We start from the raw sequence: 23,593 nt of genomic DNA on the forward strand, positions 1-23,593 counted from the left end.
CTTATTTACATGTAGCTCAATATCTCTTTTTTATAAGCATCATATTCTCCTTGCATGATTAAACCATTATCAAGAAGTTTTTTATAATTCTGTAATTTATCGAAAAGTTCTTCTTTAGTTAAATCACTGAATTTACGGTCGCCAGCCGGTTGAGTTGGTTGAACAGGTTGAGTAGGAAGCGGTTCAAAAGTTTCTGTAACTGCAGGAGCAGCTGGTAAAATTTCAGCAAAATTTGTAACTTCTTCAGCTTCTACTTCTTCGATTTCCTCTTCAACTTCTGGTTCAATTTCTTCAACAAAAGTTTCCTGAATTGGAGCTGCAGTCTGAACTGGATTTTTTAATAAATCTAATTGTTCTTTAGCATACGTATACATTTTTCTAGCCTGAATTTTCGGAATATAATCTATAGAAAGAATCAGGTCTGTATTAGTGCTAAATGAAAATTCAGAACCTAAAATGTTTTCTTTTACAAATGCGCTTGTAACATCATCCCAAGTATAATCTGTAAAATTCATTGAAAGGCCTAAGTTTTTAGGCGTGCAAATAATGATACGTTTATTTGTTAATACAATACTATCTGGAAAAACAGTGATTGCAGGTTTTTTTTGTACGGCGATATAACCAACTTCTTCACCTTTCATCAATAAATCATTAAGTTTCGAAGTTATTTTTTCGATCGCTTTAGGATCTTGTTCTTCGTTCAGAAATTTTTTAAATTGTTCTTTCATTGTTTATTAGTTGCTAGTTTCAAAGCGGCTGAGCTGCTAAGTGTTTTTTCTTACGATGCAAATGTAATGCCTAATTTTCTAATTGCGTTATTTCATTTTGAATTTTCTTTGTCAAACTTTTAAAGACTAATTCGTACGAATGATCTATGAGTTCTTTCACGAATTTATCAGGCAAATTTCCGTTTAAAGCCACGGTATTCCAGTGTACTTTACTCATATGAAAACCAGGTTGTATTTCGTCATATTCTGCTCTGAGTTCCTGTGCGCGTTCTGGATCGCATTTTAAATTTGCCGATTGCTCATTTTTTTCCCATTGAGAGAGAGACGACAATGCAAACATTTTTCCGCCGACTTTGAAAACTAAAGTATCTTCATCAAAAGGAAAATGCTCGCTTACTCCTTTTTTAGAAAGACAATATTCGTAAAACGTTTCTAAATTCATAATTGTTTATTTACCGATTTCACCTAAATGTGTGTATTTAAAACCCTCTTTATATTTCAGTCCGTAACCAAAAATACGATCCATTGCAGAGTGTGAAAATAAAATAATTCCGGCTAATTGCACAATTTCGATACTTAAATAACAGCCAATGCCATAAATTAAAAGTGCAATTCCTTTATGGTGAAAGATATTATAAAGAAGCGCTCCAACTTTGTTTCCAAAAGCATAACCAATCATCGATAAATCAGGAGCTAATATTAGAGCCAGAAACCACCACCATTGGTAATTTAAATGGTTGAATAAAAAGATGCCGAGAAGAAATAAAGCGACTTCTTCGAGTTGTAGAACTGTTTTCATTTGATAATTTTTTCCATCATTTTTTCAGGATGATTTAGTTTTGTAAATCCGAATTTCTCGTATAAAAAGTGAGCGTCAGTTGTTGCCAATCGCCATATTTTAACTTCTTGAAGTTGAGGTTCGTTCATCATTGCTTCAATTAAAATAGATGAATACCCTTTTCCGCGATGTTCTTCTGTAATAAAAACGTCCATTAAATAAGCAAAAACTACATAATCAGTTATCACTCGTGCAAAGCCGACTTGTTTGCCACCCAAATAAATTCCAAAACAAACTGAAGCATCAATCGTGCGCTGAACTTCATCCATTGTTCGTCCCGCGGCCCAATAAATGTCTTTTAAAAAGTTTTGGATGAATGGAACGTCGAGTTTTGTTTTATCTGTAGAGACTGTTATCATTATCGGTTTTTTTTAGCCACAAATTGCACAAATTTTCACAAATTTATTTTTAATATTTTGCCACAGATTAATTGATTTTCACAGATTAAATCATTTTAATCCTTTAATCTGCGGCAATAAATAATTTGCGGAAATTTGTGCAATTTGTGGTTAATTTTTAAATTTTATATAATACTGGTTTTGATGGACTCGCATCATTTTCAAACGAAGCAGTTTGAAGATTTAGAATATAATTTCCATCTTCAACTTCGTCTGTAACATAAATCATTTCTGTAATTGTGGCATTTAATCTCGCATCTGAATTTAAGTTTAAAGTGTCTTTTACATTCCAAAACGCTTTGTGAGCCAATAATTTACCTTCGTCGTGTTCTTTGTCTACACTTGGCAAATCAATCAATAAATGTTGAATTTCGCTTTCGCGGATAAAAATCGCAGCTTCTTCACTTAAATACGGCGGATTGGTATTCGAATATTTTCTTGATTTTTTATCCAGCTCATTTGGAAGTGTTCTGATGATCAAAGCTTCGTTTGTCACACTGAGCGAAGTCGAAGTGCTCAACGCATTTTCAATTTGCTCTTTCGTAATCACAAAATCATCCCCAATTTTTTCAGGTTCAACCGTAATCAATTTTGCAGTAAAGAAAAACTGTTTCAACGATTGATTAATGCTATAAAAATCATTCGTTATATGTCCCAAACATTCCGTATGTGTTCCATGCCCATGCGGATTGAAGAAAATATTATTAAAATTTGTAGATGATTTTCCCTCAGAAACTTTACCAATCCAATCTCCAAAAACGACAGGTTCAATTGAAGGTTTTTCAATATACCAAGCAATCGGATTTTCATCTGTATTCGTTAAAGGAATCGAGATATCAATGGGTTTTGATAAGTCTATTTCGAAAATTTCACCATTGTGTTTTATTGTGGAAAACATATTTGAATACTTTTTAATGATTATCAAAGATTGAGCACCATTCAGAATAATAATTCCCTGCCCAATTTTTCATGTTTTTAAAATACCACTTTGCAGCATTTTCAGTAAGATTAAAACCATTTTCGTCATCTATTATAGATTCCTCTTCAAAGTTCGTTAGAGCATGGTGAATTGCGGCACTGCAAAGAAGAAATTGACCAATAGAGTCAGCTATTGTTTCGCCATAATCCCAGCTGCCAGCTCCATGCATTAGTTTTTGTATTCCGTTCTCTGGATGATTTAAATCTATTATAATTGGATCTGCACCTTCATCAGCAAGAATAAAAAAGCTTTCATTCCAATCATCAATTTTTATGTTTTTTACTGGGTTGAAATTATAACCGTCTTGTTTAAACTTTAGATTATCAACTCTATAAAGGCATATTGGATTGCCTACTGTTGTGAAATAAAAATTGTTTAATGAGGCAAAATTAGTGATGTATTCTTTCAAAGAATCTGGAATTGCAACTCCAAACTCATTTTCTAATCTTTCAACATGATTTTGGTTTTTTGATTCCCCAAATGAAAATTCTTCATCTGTGTTCCAAAATTTTTTTATTTCTAAAATGGCTGTTTCTAAATTCATTCTTTTAAGATTTGTTTTACGAATTTAAATAAAACAAATCACTAGCAATTCCATCCGTTAAAAATTTTCCTTTTGGAGTTGGTTTTAAGATGTTGTTTTCAATTGAAAGCAAATCATCATTTAAGAATTTTTGAGATTGTTTTTGAAGATAGTTCAAATATTCCAAACCAAATTCTTTTTCAATTCTTTCTAAAGAAACGCCCCAAATCGTTCTTAGCCCCGTCATAATATATTCATTATAGCGATCAGAAATAGTTAAAATTTCAGTTTCAATAGGAAGTTCGTTGTTCTGAATTGCTTTTATATAAAGCGAATTATTAGCAATATTCCAACCTCTTTTTTCGCCGTCATAACTATGCGCAGAAGGACCGATTCCGATGTATTTTTTTCCCAACCAATATGCCGAATTGTTTTTAGAAAAATAATTCTCCTTTCCAAAATTCGATAATTCGTAATGAATAAAACCGTTATTTTGAAGCATTTCAACCAAAATCATAAAATGGTTTGAAGCCGCTTCATCTTGAGGTTCAGCGATTTTTCCAGTTTGAATTAATTTGCTCAAAGCCGTTTTTGGTTCAACCGTCAAAGCATAACTTGATATATGCGGAATACCAAAATCTAAAGCCGTTTGAATATTCTGTCTCCACATTTCGTCGCTCATTCCTGGAATTCCGTAAATCAAATCCAACGAAATGTTGTCGAAATATTTAGTCGCTTCTTCCAGACATTTTTTGGCTTCCGCCGAATTATGTGCGCGATTCATCATCTTCAAATCATCTTCATAAAAAGACTGAATTCCAATGCTTAAACGATTTATCGGACTTTTAGATAATTCTAAAATTCGCTCAGCTGATAAATCATCTGGATTGGCCTCTAATGTAATTTCGGGATTCTCAACGACTTTATAATTCTTGTAAACTTCAGAAATCAGAAAGTTAATTTCTTCATTACTAAGAACAGAAGGCGTCCCTCCACCAAAATATATTGTTTCAATGATATTGTCATCCTGAGAGGAGTCGAAGGGTTTGCGCATGCCAATTTCTTTAGCCAAAGCCAAAACCATATCGTCTTTCTTTTTCATCGAAGTCGAAAAATGAAAGTCGCAGTAATGACAAGCTTGTTTGCAAAAAGGTATGTGAATGTAGATTCCGCTCATTTTTAAATTAGATAATGTGTCAATTTGATAATTAGATAATTCTTATAGATAACGAGTAGAATTATCTAATTGTCTAATTTTCTCATTTGCGAATTTTGTCTTCATTTTGTTTCACAAAAGCATCCCAGCCAGAATAATTCTTTCCTGCAACGACTTTTCCCGAATTAAAATGATGGCAAACCGCAGCTGCCAAACCGTCTGTTGAATCGAGGTTTTTAGGCAGTTCTTTTAAACCTAAAAGCTGTTGCAGCATCTTGGCAACTTGTTCTTTGCTGGCATTTCCGTTTCCGGTAATCGCCATTTTAATCTTTTTAGGTTCGTATTCCGTAATCGGAATTCCTCTTGAAAGTCCCGCTGCCATTGCAACTCCCTGCGCACGACCTAATTTCAACATCGATTGAACGTTTTTACCGAAGAAAGGCGCTTCAATCGCAATTTCGTCAGGACAATGCGTTTCGATTAATTCGATAGTTCTTTCAAAAATAATTCTTAGTTTTTGGTAATGATTGTCGTATTTGGAAAGCTGCAATTCGTTCAATTGCAGAAATTCCATTTTTTTATTGATTACTTTAATCAATCCGAAACCCATAATTGTCGTTCCAGGGTCAATACCTAATATGATGCGTTCTTGTGTCAAGAGATTTTTTGTTTCAAGTTTTTTTGTTTCAAGTTTCAAGTTTGAAAATTGACATATTTTCTAATTCTCAAATTGCCACATTTGCATTACTTTTGCGGCATGATTTCAATTCCACACAAAGCTAAGCAATTCCTTGTTCTTCTAGTCAAACTTTTGATTGTAGGTGGCGCATTTTATTTTATTTACAATCAGCTAGCAAATAACGACAAACTAGATTGGAAGAAGTTCATTATTTTGTTCCAAAAAAATCAATCGGTTTTAGGGATTGGATTTATTTTGCTTTTGAGTGTTTTGAACCGCTATTTTGAGATTTTAAAATGGCAGAATTTGGCGCAGGTCATTCATAAAATATCAGTTTATGAAGCTACAAAACAGGTTTTAGCAGCTCTAACAGCTGGAATATTTACACCAAATGGAGTAGGAGAGTACGCAGGAAAAGCGTTGTATTATCCAAAATCAGAAGCCAAAAGAGTGGTTTTCTTAAACTTAATTTGCAACGGAATCCAAATGATTTTAACCATCATTTTTGGAATTTTCGGATTGCTTTATTTCAACGCTCAATTTAATGTAATTACAGGAAAAACAGTTCTTATTCTCTTTGGCGGATTTGTATTGCTTCTGATAATTTTATTCTCCATTAAAAAGATAAAAGTCAAAGGATATTCGATTGAAAAACTGATTCATAAAATCAATGAAATTCCAAAAACGGTTCATCAAAGAAATATCTTTTTAGGAATCTGCCGTTACTTGGTTTTTTCGCATCAATACTATTTTTTGTTTTTAGGTTTTGATGTTGATTTGCCTTATTTAACTTTAATGGCAGCAATAACTTCAGTTTACTTTTTGGCTTCTTCGTTGCCAACATTTCAGTTTTTAGATTTTGCTGTAAAAGGAAGCGTAGCCATTTATTTCTTTGGTATTCTTGGTGTAAACGAGTGGATTGTTATTTTTATTAGCACTTTAATGTGGTTTTTAAACGTAGTTCTTCCAGTGGTTTTAGGAAGTTATTTTGTGCTCAATTTTAAAACTAAAACCACAGAATGATTTTCGGATTATTCTTCATATTAGCCATTTATATCGTTAGTATTGCTTTGCTTATTTATGGTTTTTTCAAAGTAAAAAGATCTCAAAAAACCGATTTAGAGCCCAAAATTAGCTTTACCATAATAGTTCCGTTTCGAAACGAAAAAGAAAATCTTCCAATACTTTTAGAGAGTTTTTCTGCTTTAAATTATCCAAAAGATTTGTTTCATGTTATTTTGGTTGATGATAGTTCAGATGAAAAGTTTCAGGTTTCAGATTTCAGATTTCAAGTTTCCCAAATAGGCAATATTCGGGTTTCAAATTCTCCCAAAAAAGATGCCATTACAACCGCAATACAACATGTAAAAACTGATTGGGTTATTACTACAGATGCCGATTGTATTGTTCCAGAAAACTGGCTTTTGACTTTTGATAATTATATTCAGCAAAACAAAGTTTCGATGCTTGCGGGCGCTGTAACATATAACTGCGAAAATTCTTTTTTAGATCATTTTCAGCAATTAGATCTAACAAGTCTACAAGGCGCAACGATTGGAAGTTTTGGTTTGAATAAAGGATTTATGTGTAATGGAGCCAATTTTGCTTACACGAAATCATTGTTTGAAAGTTTAAACGGTTTTGAAGGAAATGACAAAATTGCGAGCGGAGATGATGTGTTTTTACTTCAAAAAGCAATTGAAAAATCCCCAAAAGAGGTTCATTATTTAAAAGCTCATGGAGCTATTGTAACTACGAAACCAACAGAAAATTGGAAAGCATTGTTTCATCAAAGAGTGCGATGGGCAGCCAAAACCAGTTCGTATAAAAGTATTTTTGGTAAATTCTTGGGTTTAATTGTTTTCTTCGGAAATCTGAGTTTTGTAATTGGATTTTTCTTTCTGCTTTTCGGAATTTGGTCGTATCCAATTTTTGTTATTTTTGCTTTTTCGAAGTTTGCAATTGATTTTGTTTTGCTTTCAATTACCAATCAATTTTTGACGAAAAGTAGAATTAAAAGCCTTTTGCTGAGTAGTTTATTATATCCGTTTTTTAGCTCGACTGTGGCTTTTTACAGTTTGTTTGGTTCTTACGAATGGAAAGGCCGTGAGTTTAAAAAATAACTTCTTCTGAAAATGAGTGCCCTAGCCCTGATGGGAGCGGCATCCTTTTGTGGTGGGGTTCACCACAAAAGATACAGCGGACAGCAGGAAACAGCTCCTAATGAAATTACTTTTCTTCTTTTGCTTTTATAATAACAGGCAGAATAAATTGTGTTTTTACCGGAACTCCTCGTTTTATGGCCGGATTTACTTTCGGGAAATCAACGAGACGTGCGTGCAGAATGCTGTCAACTTTTATGGTGTCATAAACTACAGAATCTTTCGGAAACTGAGGTTCAAATTTCATCGTAGAGTTTGGAAAAACGGTTACTTTTACTTCTATAGTATCCAATCCTGGATATAAAATCGATAAAGTATCAATGTTGAGTTTTTCTTGAATAAGGTTCGACATTACTTCAAAAAAGCATTGCTGGCGAAGTTTTTTATCGCCAATTTTATCGCAATCTGGAACAGACGGATATTCGTCGACTTCTTTCCAATTGATTGATTTTAATTCTTTCTGAAGCAACTCTTTTTCAGACGGAACCTGCTTCTCAAAATATTGACAAGAATGAAGAATTACGCATATAAAAAGAAGAAAAAACTGCCTCAAGATTTGGATGTTGAATGATGAACAAAAATACGATTTACTTTTTTTAGAATCTTTCGATTACTTTTGAATCTTTAACTTTGCAAGAATACATTTTGGGGATTTGTATAGCAAAGAATAAAAATAGTAATTTGTAAGAACAAATTTATCAAAAAAATATGGATTTATTACTGCTCATTCTTGGTTTTGTATGTATGATTGTTGGCATTTTTGGAAGTTTTCTTCCTGTTCTTCCAGGATTATCCAGCTCATGGGTCGGATTGCTTTTGCTGTATTTGACCAAAGCGGTCGAAAATAATTACTGGATTTTAGGAATCACTTTTGTTTTAATGGTCATCATTACTATATTGGATTATATTATTCCATCTAAAGGGACTAAAAAATTTGGAGGAAGCTCTTATGGAGTCTGGGGAACTAACATTGGTTTGGTTGTCGGAATCTTTGCTCCAATTCCGTTTGGGGTCATAATCGGCCCGTTTTTAGGAGCTTTTATAGGAGAATTAATGTTTGACTCTCAAGATCACAAGAGAGCTTTAAAAGCAGCCACTGGTTCGCTATTGGGTTTTCTTGCTTCAAGTTTTGTTAACTTTATGTTTACAGTGGTTTATTTGGGCATTTTTTTAAGTGTTGCATGGAAATATCGAAACATTTTATTTTAATTCTATAACATTTTCGACTTTCTTGCGTTGTTTGAGAAAATAAATATCAAACTTTTCTTAACTTTTTTTCTTTTGTGTTTGAGTACGAAATGGTTGAGTTTACTAGTGTTAAGACGTTTTTTATGTTAACGGCGCGTTATTAAGTAAGTAAATTTTTAACTTAATTTTTGGAAATGTTAAAATATTTTATATTTTTATCTCGATAAACGATAAAAAGCCTCATTTTATCGATTATTTTAAATAAGTATAAATAATCATTTTTTAAGTTATGAGTATGACCCCAAACCTACAAATTGAACTTAGACGCTTTATTTCTTCTAATGTTGTCTCCAAGTTAAACAAGTTTTATTTTGAGAATGATGCACTTTTGATAAAGGGAATAGATGTCTCGATTGGCACAATTTTAATGGGACTCTACAACAAAGCCGAAGAATCTGATTTTTACTCTGAAATTGTTTCATTAATCCAAGAAGATTCCACTTTTTTCCAAGAAGTAGATTTTAATGCAGGCAGAATTTTATCAGTCGACGACTGTTACCGCTTAGAGGGAAATGTTTTACTTAAAGAGCTGTTCTCAAACAAAAAAGGCAGAATTTCAGAAATGGTTTCAAACGAAGTGGGTATAAAAAGCGAAACCGCCAGAGAAATACTTAACTTTTCAGCATTACTTGTAATGTCTTATTTAAGATATAATCTTCAATTAATAGAAAGTTTAAAACTCCTTTTAGAAGATCAAAAAAGAGATATTTTAAACAGCATTCCTCCTGGAATCAAAATCATCCTAGGTTTTTCATCTTACGAAACTGTAGAAGACAAAAACCAATCTATTGGAAGATCTATTTTTACCCTTTTCGGACATAATTTCTTTAGTTTCTAAAATAAAAAAATCCCATTTTCTAAGAAAACAGGATTCATTTATAATTTAGATTTGAAAAGCAATTAAGTGTTTTTCAAATTGATAACTTCTTGATCGGTCAAAAAGCGCCAATTTCCACGAGGGAGATTCTTTTTGGTCAGTCCAGCAAACGAAACACGGTCAATACGCAATACATTATATTCGAAAGATTCAAAAATAGCACGCACCACTTTTACGTTAGAAGTACGCAATTTAAGGCCAACTTCACTTTTTGGTTCATTATCAATGTAGCTCACTTCTTCAACAAAAACGCGGTGTCCGTCAAGAACTAAGCCTTTGCTGATTTTTTCTAAATCTTCAAACTTCAAGTTCTTGTCTAAAGAAACCTGATAAATTTTAGAAGATTTCTGATTCGGCAATGTAAACTTACGAATCATATCGGTGTCGTTTGTAAACAATAACAAACCAGTTGTATTCTTGTCCATTCTTCCAATAGCAGCAATTGGTGCATTTGTAGCACCACGAACAAGCTCTAGAACGTTACGGTATTCCTGCCCTTCGTCAAAAGCAGTTGTAAAGTTTTTCGGTTTATTCAATAAAATATATTCTTTCTTTCCAGGTGTCAGAGTAACACCATCAAAGTTTACAACGTCATTCAATTTTACCAAATATCCCATTTCGGTAACTACTGTACCGTTAACTTTTACATTTCCTGACTGAATGTAAATGTCAGCATCACGACGCGAACAAACACCAGAATTAGAGATGTATTTGTTCAGACGAATTTCATCTGAAGCTTTTTGTCTCTTTGCCGGCTGATTTTGTTTTCTAAGTTTTTCGGCTGCAGCTTCCTGTGCTGCTTTAACTTCAGGTTTTACTTTTTTAGGCCCTTGCGCGCGCTTAGCCATAGGAGGTTTTGGCTTGCTAGAGTTTGGTCTTGAGCTATTTGGTCTAGATCCGCCTCTTTTATTATTGCCTTCCTTGTTGTTCATAGAATCATTAATTTGTGCAAAGATAGTTTTTTCCTGCTAATAAATCTTAAGTTCTATGTTCTTAGATTAATAGCAGTGATTTTTAAATAGTTTAGAAGCATCATAATTGGCTTCTTTTAAATATTTCGTAGAAATAAAAAGACTTAATAATTAGAAATCAATTCCCTTCCGTGCCACAAAACACTAGGATTGATCAGAACAATGCAAAAAACGCCAGAAACAATGAGGAATTTTAGAACATTATGAAGTTTTAAAAATTGCTCTTTAGAATTCGATTTCCATAAGTAAATCAGGAAAAAAAGTAAAATTCCGAAACAGATATAAAAATAGATATCCATATAACCAACGTCGTGAATATTCACTAAAACATATACAGGTACAATCGTCAAAATAGTCAAAGCGGTTATGATTTGTTTAGAAATCTTTTCTCCATACAAGACCGGAATCGTTCTATAATCGGTTACTAAATCGCCTTTTAGGTTTTCCAAATCTTTGATCATTTCGCGAATCAGCAAAAGCAAAAACAAGAAAACAGCATGTGCCGAAATCACCACAAAATGACTCATATGATTTTCTATTTCTTCAAACGAAACCTTGTTATAGAAGTAAAGTAAAATGGCAAAAAACGGAGTTACAGCAAGCAATGCCGACATTAGATTTCCGATAATCGGGTATTTTTTAATTTTATGAGAATAAAACCAAATCATGAAAATATAAACGGAAAAGAACAAAAAAGCTCTCCAAGAAACAATTCCTGCCATTAAAACGGCTAGAAAATTCAAACTGAAATAAACATTTAGCTTTGTTTTCTGACTGACTAAACGATCCAACATCGATTTGTTGGGCCTATTGATTAAGTCTTTCTGACTGTCGTAAAAATTATTGATAATATAACCTGAAGCAATTGTAATAGCCGAAGCAAAAACAATCAAAAACAAATAGAAATCTAGCAAGATATCAAGCGCCCTAATTTCTGGCGCAAGTATAAAAATTGCCGATAAATATTGCGCTAAAACAATAATTGGAATGTTATAACCTCGAACCACAGAGAACAGACTAACAATTTTCATCATTAAAAGTTTTTGCTGTCTGCTTAACATATACAATAGTTTGTGTGGGATTAGATTGTGGAAGTTAAAAAGATATTTTGATTTTAGAGATTTAGAATTCGTTTTTTAACAATTCTTTAGACCCGCAAACACAAATCAAAAAGGATTTTGCGGGTTCGAAACATTTTAGATATTTCCTAAAAAAATACTTTTCATCAATTTTTATTCTGAAATAATTTGATGAAAAGCATTTAGTTATTTTTATAAAAGGGATTAGAACTGATAAACAACTTCTAATTTATAATCTTTTAAAGAAGCTTTAGCACGTTCTAAATCTTCGGTGAAACCAAGAATATAACCGCCTCCGCCAGAACCGCAAAGTTTTAGGTAATAATCGTTGGTGTCAATTCCGTGTTGCCAGATTGCATGAAATTGCTCTGGAATCATTGGTTTAAAGTGATTTAAAACTACTTTAGAAAGCTTTTTAGTATTGGTAAACAAAGACTTCATGTCGCCATGCAAGAAATTGTCAACGCAAGCATCAGTGTATTTTACAAATTGGTTTTTCAACATTGCACGGAAACCTTTGTCTTTTAGGTTTTCCATGAAAATGCTTACCATCGGAGCCGTTTCGCCCACAATTCCTGAATCTAACAAAAAGACAGCGCCTTTTCCGTCAAAACTTTGAGTCGGAATTCCAGTCGCTTCAATATTATCTTTAGAATTAATCAAGATCGGAATGCTCAAATAGCTGTTTAACGGATCTAAACCAGAACTTTTTCCGTGGAAAAAGCTCTCCATTTGAGAAAATATATTTTTTAATTGTAATAATTTTTCGCGAGTCAGATTCTCTAAAACAGTGATTTTGTTTGTAGCATATTTATCATAAATTGCTGCAACAAGTGCTCCGCTGCTTCCAACGCCGTATCCTTGCGGAATGCTAGAATCGAAATACATTCCAGTTTCGACATCATTTTTTAAAGTTTCTAAATCGAAAGTAACCAATTCTGGCTGCTGTGTATGAAGAACTTCAAGGTAAGAAGCAAAACTTCTTAAGCTTTTGTTAGATGAGATTGCTTCTTCAGTAGGCTCTTCGCTTTTCTTCAAAGCGCCATTGTAAAAATTATAAGGAATAGAAAGTCCTTTAGAGTCGCGAATAATTCCGTATTCTCCAAAGAGTAATATTTTTGAGTAAAATAAGGGTCCTTTCATAATTTATTTAATGTCTTAATCTTTATTTATTCGGGGCTGAAATAATATTTTTTGAATCTAAAATTTTAACTAAAGATACGCAAAATTACAATGCAATTGCGCCTTCTCCAATTTTGTCGCAAATGTACTGACCATTCTGACAAAAAACAACTAATTCACTCTGAATAAATTGTAATACTTTTTCGCTAACGTTTTCAGGATAAAGGACATGAACATTTGCTCCGGCATCTAGCGTAAAACATACTGGAATCTTAGTTTCATTTCTAAATTTCCAGATTGTATTTATGATTTGTAGCGTATTTGGTTTCATCAAAATATAATACGGCATCGAAGTCATCATCATAGCGTGCAATGTCAACGCTTCACTTTCTACAACTTTGATGAATTCGTCTATATTTCCGTTTTCGAAAATGGCAATTAATTTGTCCAAGTTTTCATGGGCTTGCGCAAAACGTCTTTCTGCATACGGATGATTGTGCATTAAATCATGTCCAACCGTACTAGAAACTTGTTTTTCGCCTTTATCAACCAATAAAATGGTATCTTGGTAATTCTTGAAATTTTCGTGAATTGTATATGGAAATTCAACACCAAATAAATCGGTGCTTCCTTCAATATTAGCCTGATTTCCCCAAACTACAACATTTCCTTTTACGCTTCGACAAGCACTTCCTGAACCTAAACGAGCTAGAAATGAAGCTTTTTGATAGAAATAAGCATCTGTCATTTCTGGGTTTAGTTTTCTTTCTAAACTCATAAAATTGATTGCTAAAGCAGCCATTCCTGAAGCCGAAGAAGCGATTCCTGAACTGTGAGGAAAAGTATTTTGAGTATCAATTGTAAAATGATACTCTTTCAAAAACGGCAGATAAACTTCAACTCTTTCTAAAAACTTCTGAATCTTTGGTTTAAAGTCTTCTTTTGGTTTTCCTTCAAAAAGCAAATCAAAAGAAAAATTATTTGTCACACTGAGCGAAGTCGAAGTGCTTCTTTTTTCAAAAGTCAATTTCGTAATCGTTTTACAATTGTTAAGTGTAAAACTTACAGAAGGATTTGCTGGAATCTGGTTGTCTTTTTTTCCCCAGTATTTCACTAATGCAATGTTACTTGGAGCGCTCCATTCAAAGTTTCCGTTTTCGATTGTTGAAGTATATGGTTTTGGTATAAAATCAGCTGCTGAATACATGAATTATAAAATTTTGGCAAAGATAGTTTTTTCACCCTGAAAGGGATAATTTTTTCACCATATAAGTCATATAAGAAATTATAAGAAGGCTTTACTAAAATGAACTTATATGACTTATATGGTTTAATTTTCTTTTGACTATTTTTGAATTTAAAATTTGATAAAATGAATAAGTTCGTAAAAATCGCTATAGCTTTAGTAATCTGTTTAACAGTAGGATATTCTGCAAGTTTGGTTACAAGACCAAGCATTGAGACTTGGTATGTAACTTTAGAAAAGCCAGTTTTTAATCCGCCGAATTGGATTTTTATGCCAGTTTGGACAATGTTGTACATTTTTATGGCAGTTGCTGCAGCATTAGTTTGGGATAGAATAAAAGAAAATACAGAAGAAGTAAAAAAAGCATTGCTTTTCTTCATTATCCAATTAATTCTAAATGCGATTTGGTCTTATTTATTCTTTGGTTTGAAAAATCCAATGTTGGCCTTAATTGAAATTGCACTTTTATGGCTGATGATTTACGAAACCTATTTAAAATTCGTCAAAATCAATAAAGTTTCGGGTTATTTATTAATTCCGTATTTAGCTTGGGTTGGATTTGCAGCGGTTTTAAATGCTAGTATTTGGTGGTTGAACAAGTAGTTTTCAGGTTTGAAGTTTTAAAATGAAATTCTTTTAGCTTACTAAAGCTTCTTAAATTCTTCATTTTTAGTATACAAAAAGTCTAACAATTCCAAATCGGTTGATTTTTCTAAAAGTGTTTTAGATTTTGGATCGGCATTGCAAAAATTTAAGAAAATTTCTTTTTCTTCGGGTTTTATTTTTAAAATTTTGATAAAAAAATCTGGAGGACAAGAAGCAATGACAAGTTTCTTGAAACGGTCGTCACGAGGCTCAATTTTTTTCTTTGGTTTATCGAAAATAGGGTAACTGAAATTTACTGCATTTTTAATTGTACCGTCATAAACCATCACTTTTGAAGTGACTTCGTCAAATTGCTTTCGAACTATAATCTTGTTTATTTCTTCCTTATTTTTAGCGATTTTTTTAATTTCAGTTTTATTAAAAACAGATCTAGAAACTATAACATTTTCCAATTCTTCAGCTTTTTGATTCATTTCAACAATGAGGTGGTTTTTTTCCAGATCTTTTAAAGTTAGTTTCAATCTTGTAAATAAATAATCCTTTGAAAAAAACAATAAACTATCTTGCTCTTTTGCTAAAATTGAAAATTCACCAAATTCGTTTGTTCTCGTACTTGTTTGAGCCGTTTTATTAATGACTTCTATCTTTTCCAACGGAATATTTTGAGAAAAAACTTTTCCGTGAAGCAATTTTTCGGTTTGAGAGATACTAAACTGATAAGTAAAAAAGGAAATAGTAGTAAGTAATTTTGCTTTCATTTACGGATTTTAGTTTTTAATTCCTGAATTCAATTTTTTAAACTCTTCATTTTTAGTGTGCAAAAAGTCCATTGTATAAAGTAAGTTTTTCTGTTGCACAAGAATTTGAGCTTTGGGATCGGCATTGCAAAACTGCAAGAACAAATCTTTGTCTTCAGGTTGTAATTTCAAATTATTTGTAAAGAAATCTGATGGAACTGTGGCTTCGGCTAATTTTTTAAAGTCTAATTCTTTTGGTTTGATTTTTTCCTTTTTATCTTTTTTTATAAACAAACTGAAAATAGCCATTAAATCCATTCCGTTTGTGATAGTTCCATCATAAACACCAGTAGATAATGGTTTTGCAGATACAATGGTCGAATTTACATCAGCCGCTTTGACCTTCGGAAATTGTATATTAGTAATTAAAACTTCTTCCAGCTCTTCAGGTTTTAGAATCATATTTACAATAATATTGTTTTGATCGATATTATCCTGAGAAATTTTTAGCCTTTTGAAAAAGTAATCTTTAGAGAAAAAAAGCAGACTGTCTTTTGGACGAACTAGAATAGAAAATTCTCCCAATTCGTTTGTTCTTGTACTGGTTTTGGCCGTTTTATTTATTACTTCAACTTTAATAAGCGGAGTATTTTGTGAAAGAACTTTTCCGTTTAATAATTTCTCGTTTTGAGAAACGCTGATTTGATAAGTGAAAATAGAAATTGTAGTAAGTAATTTTACTCTCATATAAGATTAATTAGTTGAGAGTAAAATTATTAGAATTGTCTTAATGAAAACTTACTGAATCTGTAAATTCTTGTTAAATACCAATTGATGTGAAAGTGAAAATTATAGTAGCTCAATTAATTCTGAAGCTGTATTGACAACCAATTTTGCACCACTTTTTTTCAATTCTTCTTCGGTTCTGTAGCCCCAAGTAACTCCAACGGGAAACATATTTGCGTTTACAGCCGTTTGCATATCGATATCAGAATCTCCAACAAAAAGTATTTCTTCGGGTTTTAAATTCCATTTTTTACCAATTTCTAAGGCCTCAAACGGATTTGGTTTTTTAAGTGCTTCGGTGCTTAAACCAACTGCTGTATCAAAATGATTTGGAAATATTTCGGAAGCTATTTTCTTCGTCAATTCGTCTGCTTTGTTTGAGAAAACCGCCATTTTGATGTTTTGTGAAGTCAGGTTTTCCAGCAGTTCAACTATTCCGTCATAAGGTTTTGTTTTCAACGTGCAGATTTCACGATATTCATTAATCATACATTCAAAACAAATTTCAATCTGTTCGTCTGAATCGTTTGTTGAAGGAAGTGCTTTGCTGACTAGATTTCGTAATCCGCTTCCAATAAAATATTGATAAGTTTCGTAAGTATGAGTTGGGAAATTTAGACCTTGAAGCACTTTGTTCATCGCATCTGAAATGTCTTCTAATGAATTGACTAATGTTCCGTCTAAATCAAAAATAATTCCTTTAAATTTCATTTTATATTAAATATTTTGAGCTAAAATAAATCCGCTTGTCCAGGCATTTTGAAAATTAAAACCTCCTGTGATGGCATCGATATTGACAATTTCTCCAGCAAAATAAAGGTTTTCGTGAATTTTGCTTTCCATTGTCTTGAAGTTGACTTCTTTTAAATCGATTCCGCCAGCCGTTACAAATTCTTCTTTAAAAGTACTTTTTCCGTTGACTTTAAATTCGGATTTTGTTAATTGTGAAGTTAGGTTTTGCAGTTGGTTTTTAGACAAATCTGCCCATTTCGTTTCAGAATCAATTCCTGAAGCTAAAACCAAACTTTCCCACAAACGATTCGGAAAATCAAACGGAGATTTCTTTGAAACGGCTTTTTTCGCGTGTTCTTGTTTTAAGTCTTTTAAGGTTTTTTCAGCATCTTCAAAATCAACATCATTCAACCAATTGACAAAAATCGTAAACTGATAATTTTTATCGTGTAGAATGCGTGCTCCCCAAGCTGAAAGTTTCAAAATTGCAGGTCCGCTCATTCCCCAATGCGTAATTAATAAAGGTCCTGTCGATTCTAATTTAGTGTCTTTTACATTTACGGTAACTTGTGCAGCAACGCCTGGTAATTCTTTAATTCGAGGATCTTTGATGTTGAAAGTAAATAGGGAAGGGACAGGGCTAACAACGGCGTGACCGTGTTCCTGAAGCATTTCCCAGATTTTCGGGTTGCTACCTGTTGCCATTACTAATTTTTCTGTAGCAAAGTTGTCCGATTGCGTATCAATTTTCCAATGATTTTCTTTTTTGAAAATCGACTGAACGCTTTGACCAGTCAGTACTTTTATGCCTAATTTTTCGGTTGCTTTTAGAAAACAATCGATTATAGTTTGTGACGAATTCGAAACAGGAAACATTCTTCCATCGTCTTCGATTTTTAATTCGACACCGTGTTTTTCAAACCATTCAATTGTATCTCCTGAACAGAATTGGTGAAACGGTCCGCGAAGTTCTTTTTCACCACGAGGATAAAATTTCACTAATTCGTTAGGTTCAAAACAAGCGTGTGTCACGTTGCATCGTCCGCCACCAGAAACGCGGACTTTAGAAAGTACTTCTTTTCCTCTTTCTAAAATGGCAATTTTCAGTTTTGGGTTTTTCTCTGCAATATTAATTGCGGTAAAAAAACCTGCAGCACCTCCGCCAACGATTATTATGTCGAAATTTTTAATCATAATTTTTTGCCACGAATTTCACGAATTGGCACTATTTGTGGTAGAAAAACTTTTTTATATGTGGCTATTTTTAAACTTTATATTTTGTCTGGATTATCAGAGATAATTCCGTTTACTTTATAGCTTTTTACTTTTTGAATATCTTCCTCTAAGTTTACTGTCCAAGGAAAAACCAAAAATCCTTTTTCTTGAATTTGCAGAACATTTTCTTCATTCAATAAATTAAAATCAGGATGAATGGCTTTTGCTTTTATCGATTCGGCGAAAGCCAAAGCGGTATCAATATTTTCTTCTGTTAAAACACCAATCGGAATATTTGGATTTAGTTTTTGAACTGCTGTTAAAGCATTCCAATCAAAACTCGAAATGATGAAATGTTTGTAGTTCCAGCCTTTTTTATTAATGTATTCTTCAATTAAAGAAACCACATTTTTTGAAGTATCGGCATTTTTTAATTCTACATTGATGAAGCATTTTTTATTGACTAAATCAAAGACTTCGTTTAGAGTTGGCATTTGGAGTTTGTCTGCGATTAAAAATGACTTTAATTCGGCTAAAGTGTAGCTATTGATTTCACCTTTTCCGTTAGTCATTTTATCGATGGTTTCGTCGTGCATTACGATTATATGTCCGTCAGCGCTTAGGTGAACGTCCAGTTCGATTCCGTCCGAATGTAAATCTAAGGCTTTTTGAAAAGCTTGAAGCGTGTTTTCAGGTTCATATGCTTTTGCACCTCTATGAGCTATTTTTAGCATTTTCTGAGTTTTTTTTCTAACCGCAAAGGTCGCAAAGTTTTACGCAAAGGTCGCAAGGAATTTACTAAAAATTATATCGCCACAGATTAAACGGATTAACACAGATTTAAAAATCCTTTTTAATCCGATTAATCTGTGGCTAAAAAAATATAGCGGGCTTTGCACTTTTTCCTTGCGACCTTTGCGGTTAAGCTTCTAGATTGCTTCGAGTAAAACAATTCCAAATTTGCTGTCAATAATCACTTTTCCATCAACAACTTCTATTTCCTGATTAGAAAAAGCATCACGTAATTTAGTTCCGTTTTCGAAAATAGAATGCACAGAAATTTCCTTACGGCCTTCAGGTAAATCTAGACCAATTAGGACTTTATCTGTAAATGATCCTTTAGAATATGTTCTTGAAAATAAATACGGTTGGCTACTTAACTGTGTATGAACTCCCGCACCAACCGCAGGATGATTTCTTCTAAACTGTCCTAATTTCTGCCAGTGTGAAAGCATGAATTTTGTATCCTCATTGTTTTGAATATCGTCCCAATTCATGTTCGAACGTAAAGTGGCATCGCCTTGAGCTCCTTCAATTACTAAAGAACGATTTGATTCATCTCCATAATAAACTTGTGACATTCCCGGCGAAAGCAATAGTTTTGTTCCTGCTTCAAAGCCTTTGACACGAGTGCCATCAAAAGGCTGACCGTCGTCGTGAGAAGACATATAATTCATAACAGAATAACCTTTTAAATCATTATTTAAATGATTGGAATATTTTGAGAATAACGTTTCATAATCGCTTTGTGCAGCATTCCATTTAAACTCAAAATTGATCATGCTATTGAAGCCATTTTCAAAATAATTAACTTTTCTATCTCCAAAATCATAATCCTGACCACCGCTAATTCTGTAGCCATAAACTTCTGCAATGGTGTAAAACGGATTCTGATCTAAAACCTGCATTGGATGATGTTTTTTCCAGGTTCCAAAAGCGTAATCACATTCTTTTTTGAAATCGGCCCAAACGCCTTCTTCGGTATGTTTTACAGTGTCAGCGCGGTAACCATCAATTCCGAATTCTAGAATATAATCGGTCAGCCATTTTATAATGTAATATTTCGGACTTCTTGGATAACCTGTTCTTTTGAAGAATTCATCTAACGAAGCAACTTCTTTTTCATAACGGCCTTCTTTTTTCCATTTCTCAATTAAAAAGGGAGGGAGTTCTACATTTTGAGAGCTTTCAGTTCTTACATCTGGAAGATTTTCAACCAAAGTACACATTGTAGTATTTTCGAAAGATTTGTAATCGCAGACAACGCCAGTTCGTACCCAGTCAGAAGGCCAAACTGGATCTTCTGGAGTTACGGGACCGGTATGATTGATTACGCCATCCAAAACTATTCTAATTCCTTTTTCGTGTGCTTTTTTAACTAAATTGGCTAAATCTTCTTTTGTTCCGAAGTTCGGATCAAGCGCCGTCCAATCCTTTGCCCAATAACCGTGAAAACCATAACTCAATCCAGTTCCTTCGTCAACACCATCGTGAATTTGCTCGACAATCGGCGTAAGCCAAATGACATTTATTCCTAATTTGTCAAAATAACCATCGTCGATTTTTTTAGTAATTCCGATGATATCACCGCCTTCAAATCCGCGTAATTTCCCCGGAGTTTTGGTTCGGTTGAAATTTAAATCGTTTGATTTGTCGCCGTTGTAAAAGCGATCGACAAGTAAAAAATAAACATTTGCTCCTTCCCAGACGAAAGGTGTTTTCGAAGTATTTTCGTTATTCATTGAAACTGATTTTGAGCCAGAACAACCCGTAATTAAGATTACTAAAGATAAAAAAAGGAAAGTGTATTTTTTCATTATTTAGGATTTTTTTAGACATGAATGATGTTGCAAAAAATAGCCACAGATTAAAGGATTTAAAAGGATTTTTTTCTTTTGCCACGAATTTCACGAATTTTCACAAATTTAAATAGGAGTAAATAATTCGTGGAGATTCGTGAAATTCGTGGCGAACAAAAATCAGTGTTAATCAAATTAATCTGTGGCAAAAAAATATAGCATCCTTTGCGGTTAAGCTTTATTCCAATTCTAAAACCAAAGCTGATTTTGGTTCTAAAGTAATTTCAGAAGTTAAATCGAATGTTTTCCCTGTGATAACATCTTTTCCTGATTTAAAGTTTTTGATGCTTTCTTTGAAACGGTTTGTTTTTACAACTTGCTCTTTTGCATTGTTATTGAAAACTACCATTACCGTTTTAACATCAGTATATCTGAAATATACATACGTATTATTTTCAGGAATATAATGCGTCATTTTTCCGAAATGAACCGCTTCGTTTGTTTTTCTCCAAGTGAATAATTTTGAACTGAAATCAAAAAATGCAGCTTGTTCTGGAGTTCTTCCTTCTTTTGTAAAAGCATTGTTTTTGTCGCCAGCCCATCCGCCTGGGAAATCCTGACGAATATCGGCATCTCCACCCTTACCTTTATCACCGCCCATTCCAATTTCTGAACCGTAATAAATTTGAGGAATTCCGCGAACTGTTGCCAATAAAGTCATTGCTAATTTGTACTTTGGTAAGTCATATTTAAACTTATCATTCATACGATCTGTATCGTGATTTTCGGAAAAAACTAAAATGTTATTAGTATTTGGATACAAGAAATCCATTGCAAAATTGTTGTAGAATTTAATCAATCCGTTGTCCCAGCTTGGTTCGTCTTCGTTGAAAGCAGAAGTGATCTGACTTTGAAGCGTAAAATCCATTACACTTGGAAGATTCGAATTGTAGTTTTCAATTGCTCCAATTTTACTGTCTTTCTGCCAAAAAGCTAAATTCGCCTGATTGTGCATCCAGATTTCCCCCACAATATTAAAATTAGGATATTCAGTTGTAATCGCTTTTGCCCAATTCGCCATCGCAGTTTTATCTGAATAATTATAAGTGTCTACACGGAAACCATCAAGATTAGCATATTCAATCCACCAAATCGCGTTTTGAGTCAAGTATTTCGCAACAAGCGGATTTCTTAAATTTAAATCTGGCATTGAAGGAACAAACCATCCATCAACACAAACTTCCTGATCGATTTTTGAAGCGTGAATATCTGTAATTACTTCACGTCTGTGGTGCGTTTGTGTGTAGTTCTCAAATTGATTAAGCCATGATTTTGTTGGTAAATCTTTAACCATCCAGTGTGTAATTCCCCAGTGATTGGTAACATAATCCATTACCAATTTCATATCTTTTTTATGCATTTCATTAGAAAGTCGAACGTAATCTTCATTCGTTCCGTAACGTGGATCAATTCTGTAAACATCAGATTGTCCGTAAGTGTGGTACGAATGCTGTTTGTCGTTGTCTTCGCATAGAGGCGTGCTCCAGATTGTAGTTGCACCAAGAGCAGAAATATAATCTAAGTTTTTGATGATTCCTTCGATATCTCCACCGTGACGTCCGCTTGGATCTTGACGGTTTGCTTTTTCAGTTAAAGAAGCGTTGCTATCGTTTTTCGGATTTCCGTTAGCGAAACGATCTGGCATGATTAAGTAAATTAAATCAGAGGCATCGTAGCTTTTTCTTTCGGCAGAATTCGTTTTTCTTTCTTTAAGAGTATACTTTTGTTTAAAGGCAACTTTATTATTGTTTTTGAAAGAGAAAACCAATTCAGAAGCTTTTACATCTTTTGTATCAATGGTTACAAAAAGGTAATTTGGATTTTCTGTTTTTTCTACATTTTTAATCGCAACATTGTTTGAAACTGAGGCTTCGTATTGCGAAATATTTTTCCCGTAAAACATAATCTGTAGTTCCGAATTTTTCATTCCTGCATACCAGAAAGGCGGTTCTACTTTTTGGATTTGTGCTTTCGCGGAAGCGGAAAACAACAAAACCAACAGGGCTAATTTATAGATAAGTGATGTTTTTTGGTTTTTCATAGTTTGTATTTTTATGAATGTGTAATAAAATCAAGGTTTGATTTTATTGGATTTCTTCTGTTTGAGCATCCATTTGTAGATTTCAGGTTTTGTTTCATATAAATATTGAATTTCATGACCTTCATTTTCCAAACGGGTAAACTTGAAATTTTTATTGGTTTCACATGATTCCAAAGATTTTTCAATTCTTTCGGTTTCACTAAATGGAATTTTATCATCGGCTGTTCCGTGAAAAGCCCAAACAGGAATTTTACTCAAATTACAGATTCGGACTAAATCGCTATCGTTTACTCCGCCACAGAACGGCATAATGGCAGCAAATTTCTCCGGAAAATCTAAAGCTGTAATAAATGTTCCATAACCTCCCATGCTAACTCCTGTGAGGTAAACTCGGTTTGTATCGATTCTATATTTCGAATTTAATTCGGTATAAAGCGATTCAAACCAATTCTCAGTCGACCAGTATTTATTATCTGGACATTGCGGAGAAGCTATTATAAAATCGAAATCGTGGCCTTTTTCTACTAAATAGGGAAGGCCGTAGATTTTCAGTTTATTCAGATCGTTTCCTTTTTGTGAACCGCCATGCAAATAAATTACAAGCGGATATTTTTTGGTTCCTTTTGTATAATCTTTTGGCAAATACAAAAGATAATCATAAGATGCTTTTGTTTTGGTTTGAGAATAGGCATTAAATCCCAAAAGGGCAAAAAGAAAAATGAAGAAATTAAATTTGAGACTCATGTTAATTTATCTAAAGATGAAGAAAATAGTTACCTCAAATTTAACTTCTTAATTTGATCTGATAGTAAAAAGACAAGTAATCTTGGG

Annotated in this window: 26 protein-coding genes; 5 read left to right on the top strand and 21 right to left on the bottom strand. The window is 33.2% G+C overall.

What is annotated here, in order from left to right; all coding sequences use genetic code 11:
* Nucleotides 1-5: 5 nt before the first annotated feature.
* From QLQ96_RS06690 to ruvC, 8 genes are all read right to left on the bottom strand, one after another.
* Entirely contained in the window at nt 6-728 is a 723-nt protein-coding gene (locus tag QLQ96_RS06690) for a PH domain-containing protein (protein ID WP_482495721.1), read from the bottom strand.
* Between the two features lie 70 nt (nt 729-798).
* Entirely contained in the window at nt 799-1,170 is a 372-nt protein-coding gene (locus tag QLQ96_RS06695) for an MmcQ/YjbR family DNA-binding protein (RefSeq protein ID WP_482495722.1), read from the bottom strand.
* Between the two features lie 6 nt (nt 1,171-1,176).
* Nucleotides 1,177-1,527, bottom strand: coding sequence for a DUF4260 domain-containing protein (locus tag QLQ96_RS06700; RefSeq protein WP_482495724.1), 351 nt, complete (start codon nt 1,525-1,527; stop codon nt 1,177-1,179).
* The gene (locus tag QLQ96_RS06705; protein WP_482495726.1) at nt 1,524-1,925 is read right to left on the bottom strand and encodes a GNAT family N-acetyltransferase; all 402 of its coding nucleotides are present in this window, start codon (nt 1,923-1,925) and stop codon (nt 1,524-1,526) included. Before QLQ96_RS06705 ends, QLQ96_RS06700 begins: the two co-directional genes overlap by 4 nt.
* A 157-nt stretch (nt 1,926-2,082) precedes the next feature.
* Entirely contained in the window at nt 2,083-2,862 is a 780-nt protein-coding gene (locus tag QLQ96_RS06710; protein WP_482495728.1) for a cyclase family protein, read from the bottom strand.
* A 13-nt stretch (nt 2,863-2,875) separates the two neighbouring features.
* Complete coding sequence (locus tag QLQ96_RS06715; RefSeq protein WP_482495730.1) at nt 2,876-3,487, bottom strand: SMI1/KNR4 family protein; 612 nt, start codon at nt 3,485-3,487, stop codon at nt 2,876-2,878.
* Nucleotides 3,488-3,503: 16 nt separating this feature from the next.
* Nucleotides 3,504-4,643, bottom strand: coding sequence for a radical SAM family heme chaperone HemW (gene hemW, locus QLQ96_RS06720; RefSeq protein ID WP_482495732.1), 1,140 nt, complete (start codon nt 4,641-4,643; stop codon nt 3,504-3,506).
* An 82-nt stretch (nt 4,644-4,725) separates the two neighbouring features.
* A complete protein-coding gene (ruvC, locus tag QLQ96_RS06725) occupies nt 4,726-5,280 on the bottom strand; it encodes a crossover junction endodeoxyribonuclease RuvC (protein WP_482495734.1) in 555 nt (184 codons plus the stop codon).
* Between the two features lie 99 nt (nt 5,281-5,379).
* Between ruvC and QLQ96_RS06730 the strand changes: the two genes are divergently transcribed.
* Both QLQ96_RS06730 and QLQ96_RS06735 read left to right on the top strand, forming a co-directional pair.
* On the top strand, nt 5,380-6,324 hold the full coding sequence (locus QLQ96_RS06730) for a hypothetical protein (RefSeq protein WP_482495736.1): 945 nt from the start codon (nt 5,380-5,382) through the stop codon (nt 6,322-6,324).
* Entirely contained in the window at nt 6,321-7,424 is a 1,104-nt protein-coding gene (locus QLQ96_RS06735; RefSeq protein ID WP_482495738.1) for a glycosyltransferase family 2 protein, read from the top strand. Before QLQ96_RS06730 ends, QLQ96_RS06735 begins: the two co-directional genes overlap by 4 nt.
* Before the next feature lie 106 nt (nt 7,425-7,530).
* Here the strand turns inward: QLQ96_RS06735 and QLQ96_RS06740 are convergent, their stop codons facing one another.
* Nucleotides 7,531-8,016, bottom strand: coding sequence for a hypothetical protein (locus QLQ96_RS06740; protein ID WP_482495739.1), 486 nt, complete (start codon nt 8,014-8,016; stop codon nt 7,531-7,533).
* A gap of 155 nt (nt 8,017-8,171) precedes the next feature.
* Here QLQ96_RS06740 and QLQ96_RS06745 point away from each other — a divergent pair, with 155 nt between their 5' ends.
* Both QLQ96_RS06745 and QLQ96_RS06750 read left to right on the top strand, forming a co-directional pair.
* Complete coding sequence (locus QLQ96_RS06745; protein WP_482495740.1) at nt 8,172-8,672, top strand: DUF456 domain-containing protein; 501 nt, start codon at nt 8,172-8,174, stop codon at nt 8,670-8,672.
* A 274-nt stretch (nt 8,673-8,946) separates the two neighbouring features.
* Complete coding sequence (locus QLQ96_RS06750; RefSeq protein ID WP_482495742.1) at nt 8,947-9,549, top strand: DUF937 domain-containing protein; 603 nt, start codon at nt 8,947-8,949, stop codon at nt 9,547-9,549.
* 62 nt (nt 9,550-9,611) lie between these two features.
* Here the strand turns inward: QLQ96_RS06750 and QLQ96_RS06755 are convergent, their stop codons facing one another.
* The 4 genes from QLQ96_RS06755 to QLQ96_RS06770 form a co-directional block, all read right to left on the bottom strand.
* The gene (locus QLQ96_RS06755) at nt 9,612-10,520 is read right to left on the bottom strand and encodes a pseudouridine synthase (RefSeq protein ID WP_482495744.1); all 909 of its coding nucleotides are present in this window, start codon (nt 10,518-10,520) and stop codon (nt 9,612-9,614) included.
* A 143-nt stretch (nt 10,521-10,663) separates the two neighbouring features.
* Nucleotides 10,664-11,620 carry a geranylgeranylglycerol-phosphate geranylgeranyltransferase gene (locus QLQ96_RS06760; protein WP_482495745.1) on the bottom strand — a complete coding sequence of 319 codons (957 nt, stop codon included), beginning with the start codon at nt 11,618-11,620 and terminating at the stop codon, nt 10,664-10,666.
* Between the two features lie 222 nt (nt 11,621-11,842).
* The gene (locus tag QLQ96_RS06765; RefSeq protein WP_482495747.1) at nt 11,843-12,781 is read right to left on the bottom strand and encodes a mevalonate kinase family protein; all 939 of its coding nucleotides are present in this window, start codon (nt 12,779-12,781) and stop codon (nt 11,843-11,845) included.
* A gap of 85 nt (nt 12,782-12,866) precedes the next feature.
* A complete protein-coding gene (locus QLQ96_RS06770) occupies nt 12,867-13,967 on the bottom strand; it encodes a diphosphomevalonate decarboxylase (RefSeq protein ID WP_482495749.1) in 1,101 nt (366 codons plus the stop codon).
* Nucleotides 13,968-14,132: 165 nt separating this feature from the next.
* Here QLQ96_RS06770 and QLQ96_RS06775 point away from each other — a divergent pair, with 165 nt between their 5' ends.
* Nucleotides 14,133-14,609 carry a TspO/MBR family protein gene (locus QLQ96_RS06775; RefSeq protein ID WP_482495751.1) on the top strand — a complete coding sequence of 159 codons (477 nt, stop codon included), beginning with the start codon at nt 14,133-14,135 and terminating at the stop codon, nt 14,607-14,609.
* Nucleotides 14,610-14,650: 41 nt separating this feature from the next.
* Here the strand turns inward: QLQ96_RS06775 and QLQ96_RS06780 are convergent, their stop codons facing one another.
* The 8 genes from QLQ96_RS06780 to QLQ96_RS06815 form a co-directional block, all read right to left on the bottom strand.
* The gene (locus QLQ96_RS06780) at nt 14,651-15,370 is read right to left on the bottom strand and encodes a hypothetical protein (protein ID WP_482495752.1); all 720 of its coding nucleotides are present in this window, start codon (nt 15,368-15,370) and stop codon (nt 14,651-14,653) included.
* A gap of 9 nt (nt 15,371-15,379) precedes the next feature.
* A complete protein-coding gene (locus tag QLQ96_RS06785; protein ID WP_482495754.1) occupies nt 15,380-16,096 on the bottom strand; it encodes a hypothetical protein in 717 nt (238 codons plus the stop codon).
* A 102-nt stretch (nt 16,097-16,198) separates the two neighbouring features.
* Nucleotides 16,199-16,846 (bottom strand): HAD family hydrolase, encoded by a 648-nt coding sequence (locus QLQ96_RS06790; RefSeq protein WP_482495755.1) that lies wholly within the window; start codon nt 16,844-16,846, stop codon nt 16,199-16,201.
* Nucleotides 16,847-16,852: 6 nt separating this feature from the next.
* On the bottom strand, nt 16,853-18,061 hold the full coding sequence (locus QLQ96_RS06795; RefSeq protein ID WP_482495757.1) for a BaiN/RdsA family NAD(P)/FAD-dependent oxidoreductase: 1,209 nt from the start codon (nt 18,059-18,061) through the stop codon (nt 16,853-16,855).
* Between the two features lie 77 nt (nt 18,062-18,138).
* Nucleotides 18,139-18,816, bottom strand: a complete 678-nt coding sequence (locus QLQ96_RS06800; RefSeq protein WP_482495758.1) for a glycerophosphodiester phosphodiesterase — start codon at nt 18,814-18,816, stop codon at nt 18,139-18,141.
* Between the two features lie 195 nt (nt 18,817-19,011).
* Nucleotides 19,012-20,679, bottom strand: a complete 1,668-nt coding sequence (locus QLQ96_RS06805) for an alpha-amylase family glycosyl hydrolase (RefSeq protein ID WP_482495760.1) — start codon at nt 20,677-20,679, stop codon at nt 19,012-19,014.
* A gap of 220 nt (nt 20,680-20,899) precedes the next feature.
* Nucleotides 20,900-22,762: a glycoside hydrolase family 13 protein gene (locus QLQ96_RS06810; RefSeq protein ID WP_482495762.1), complete on the bottom strand. Its 1,863-nt coding sequence runs from the start codon at nt 22,760-22,762 to the stop codon at nt 20,900-20,902.
* A 30-nt stretch (nt 22,763-22,792) separates the two neighbouring features.
* On the bottom strand, nt 22,793-23,506 hold the full coding sequence (locus QLQ96_RS06815; RefSeq protein ID WP_482495764.1) for a carboxylesterase family protein: 714 nt from the start codon (nt 23,504-23,506) through the stop codon (nt 22,793-22,795).
* Nucleotides 23,507-23,593 lie beyond the last annotated feature (87 nt).

The sequence above is a fragment of the Flavobacterium sp. B167r genome (assembly GCF_056824315.1).

Bases quoted from the DNA above. Each gene is read 5' to 3' on its own strand.
- QLQ96_RS06715 (WP_482495730.1), bottom strand. From the start codon at position 3,487: ATGAATTTAGAAACAGCCATTTTAGAAATAAAAAAATTTTGGAACACA.
- QLQ96_RS06705 (WP_482495726.1), bottom strand. From the start codon at position 1,925: ATGATAACAGTCTCTACAGATAAAACAAAACTCGACGTTCCATTCATC.
- QLQ96_RS06765 (WP_482495747.1), bottom strand. From the start codon at position 12,781: ATGAAAGGACCCTTATTTTACTCAAAAATATTACTCTTTGGAGAATAC.
- QLQ96_RS06775 (WP_482495751.1), top strand. From the start codon at position 14,133: ATGAATAAGTTCGTAAAAATCGCTATAGCTTTAGTAATCTGTTTAACA.
- QLQ96_RS06795 (WP_482495757.1), bottom strand. From the start codon at position 18,061: ATGATTAAAAATTTCGACATAATAATCGTTGGCGGAGGTGCTGCAGGT.
- QLQ96_RS06790 (WP_482495755.1), bottom strand. From the start codon at position 16,846: ATGAAATTTAAAGGAATTATTTTTGATTTAGACGGAACATTAGTCAAT.
- QLQ96_RS06770 (WP_482495749.1), bottom strand. From the start codon at position 13,967: ATGTATTCAGCAGCTGATTTTATACCAAAACCATATACTTCAACAATC.
- QLQ96_RS06735 (WP_482495738.1), top strand. From the start codon at position 6,321: ATGATTTTCGGATTATTCTTCATATTAGCCATTTATATCGTTAGTATT.
- QLQ96_RS06800 (WP_482495758.1), bottom strand. From the start codon at position 18,816: ATGCTAAAAATAGCTCATAGAGGTGCAAAAGCATATGAACCTGAAAAC.
- QLQ96_RS06785 (WP_482495754.1), bottom strand. From the start codon at position 16,096: ATGAGAGTAAAATTACTTACTACAATTTCTATTTTCACTTATCAAATC.
- QLQ96_RS06780 (WP_482495752.1), bottom strand. From the start codon at position 15,370: ATGAAAGCAAAATTACTTACTACTATTTCCTTTTTTACTTATCAGTTT.
- QLQ96_RS06815 (WP_482495764.1), bottom strand. From the start codon at position 23,506: ATGAGTCTCAAATTTAATTTCTTCATTTTTCTTTTTGCCCTTTTGGGA.
- QLQ96_RS06730 (WP_482495736.1), top strand. From the start codon at position 5,380: ATGATTTCAATTCCACACAAAGCTAAGCAATTCCTTGTTCTTCTAGTC.
- QLQ96_RS06745 (WP_482495740.1), top strand. From the start codon at position 8,172: ATGGATTTATTACTGCTCATTCTTGGTTTTGTATGTATGATTGTTGGC.
- QLQ96_RS06695 (WP_482495722.1), bottom strand. From the start codon at position 1,170: ATGAATTTAGAAACGTTTTACGAATATTGTCTTTCTAAAAAAGGAGTA.
- QLQ96_RS06750 (WP_482495742.1), top strand. From the start codon at position 8,947: ATGACCCCAAACCTACAAATTGAACTTAGACGCTTTATTTCTTCTAAT.
- QLQ96_RS06690 (WP_482495721.1), bottom strand. From the start codon at position 728: ATGAAAGAACAATTTAAAAAATTTCTGAACGAAGAACAAGATCCTAAA.
- QLQ96_RS06755 (WP_482495744.1), bottom strand. From the start codon at position 10,520: ATGAACAACAAGGAAGGCAATAATAAAAGAGGCGGATCTAGACCAAAT.
- QLQ96_RS06760 (WP_482495745.1), bottom strand. From the start codon at position 11,620: ATGTTAAGCAGACAGCAAAAACTTTTAATGATGAAAATTGTTAGTCTG.
- QLQ96_RS06710 (WP_482495728.1), bottom strand. From the start codon at position 2,862: ATGTTTTCCACAATAAAACACAATGGTGAAATTTTCGAAATAGACTTA.
- hemW (WP_482495732.1), bottom strand. From the start codon at position 4,643: ATGAGCGGAATCTACATTCACATACCTTTTTGCAAACAAGCTTGTCAT.
- QLQ96_RS06810 (WP_482495762.1), bottom strand. From the start codon at position 22,762: ATGAAAAACCAAAAAACATCACTTATCTATAAATTAGCCCTGTTGGTT.
- QLQ96_RS06805 (WP_482495760.1), bottom strand. From the start codon at position 20,679: ATGAAAAAATACACTTTCCTTTTTTTATCTTTAGTAATCTTAATTACG.
- QLQ96_RS06700 (WP_482495724.1), bottom strand. From the start codon at position 1,527: ATGAAAACAGTTCTACAACTCGAAGAAGTCGCTTTATTTCTTCTCGGC.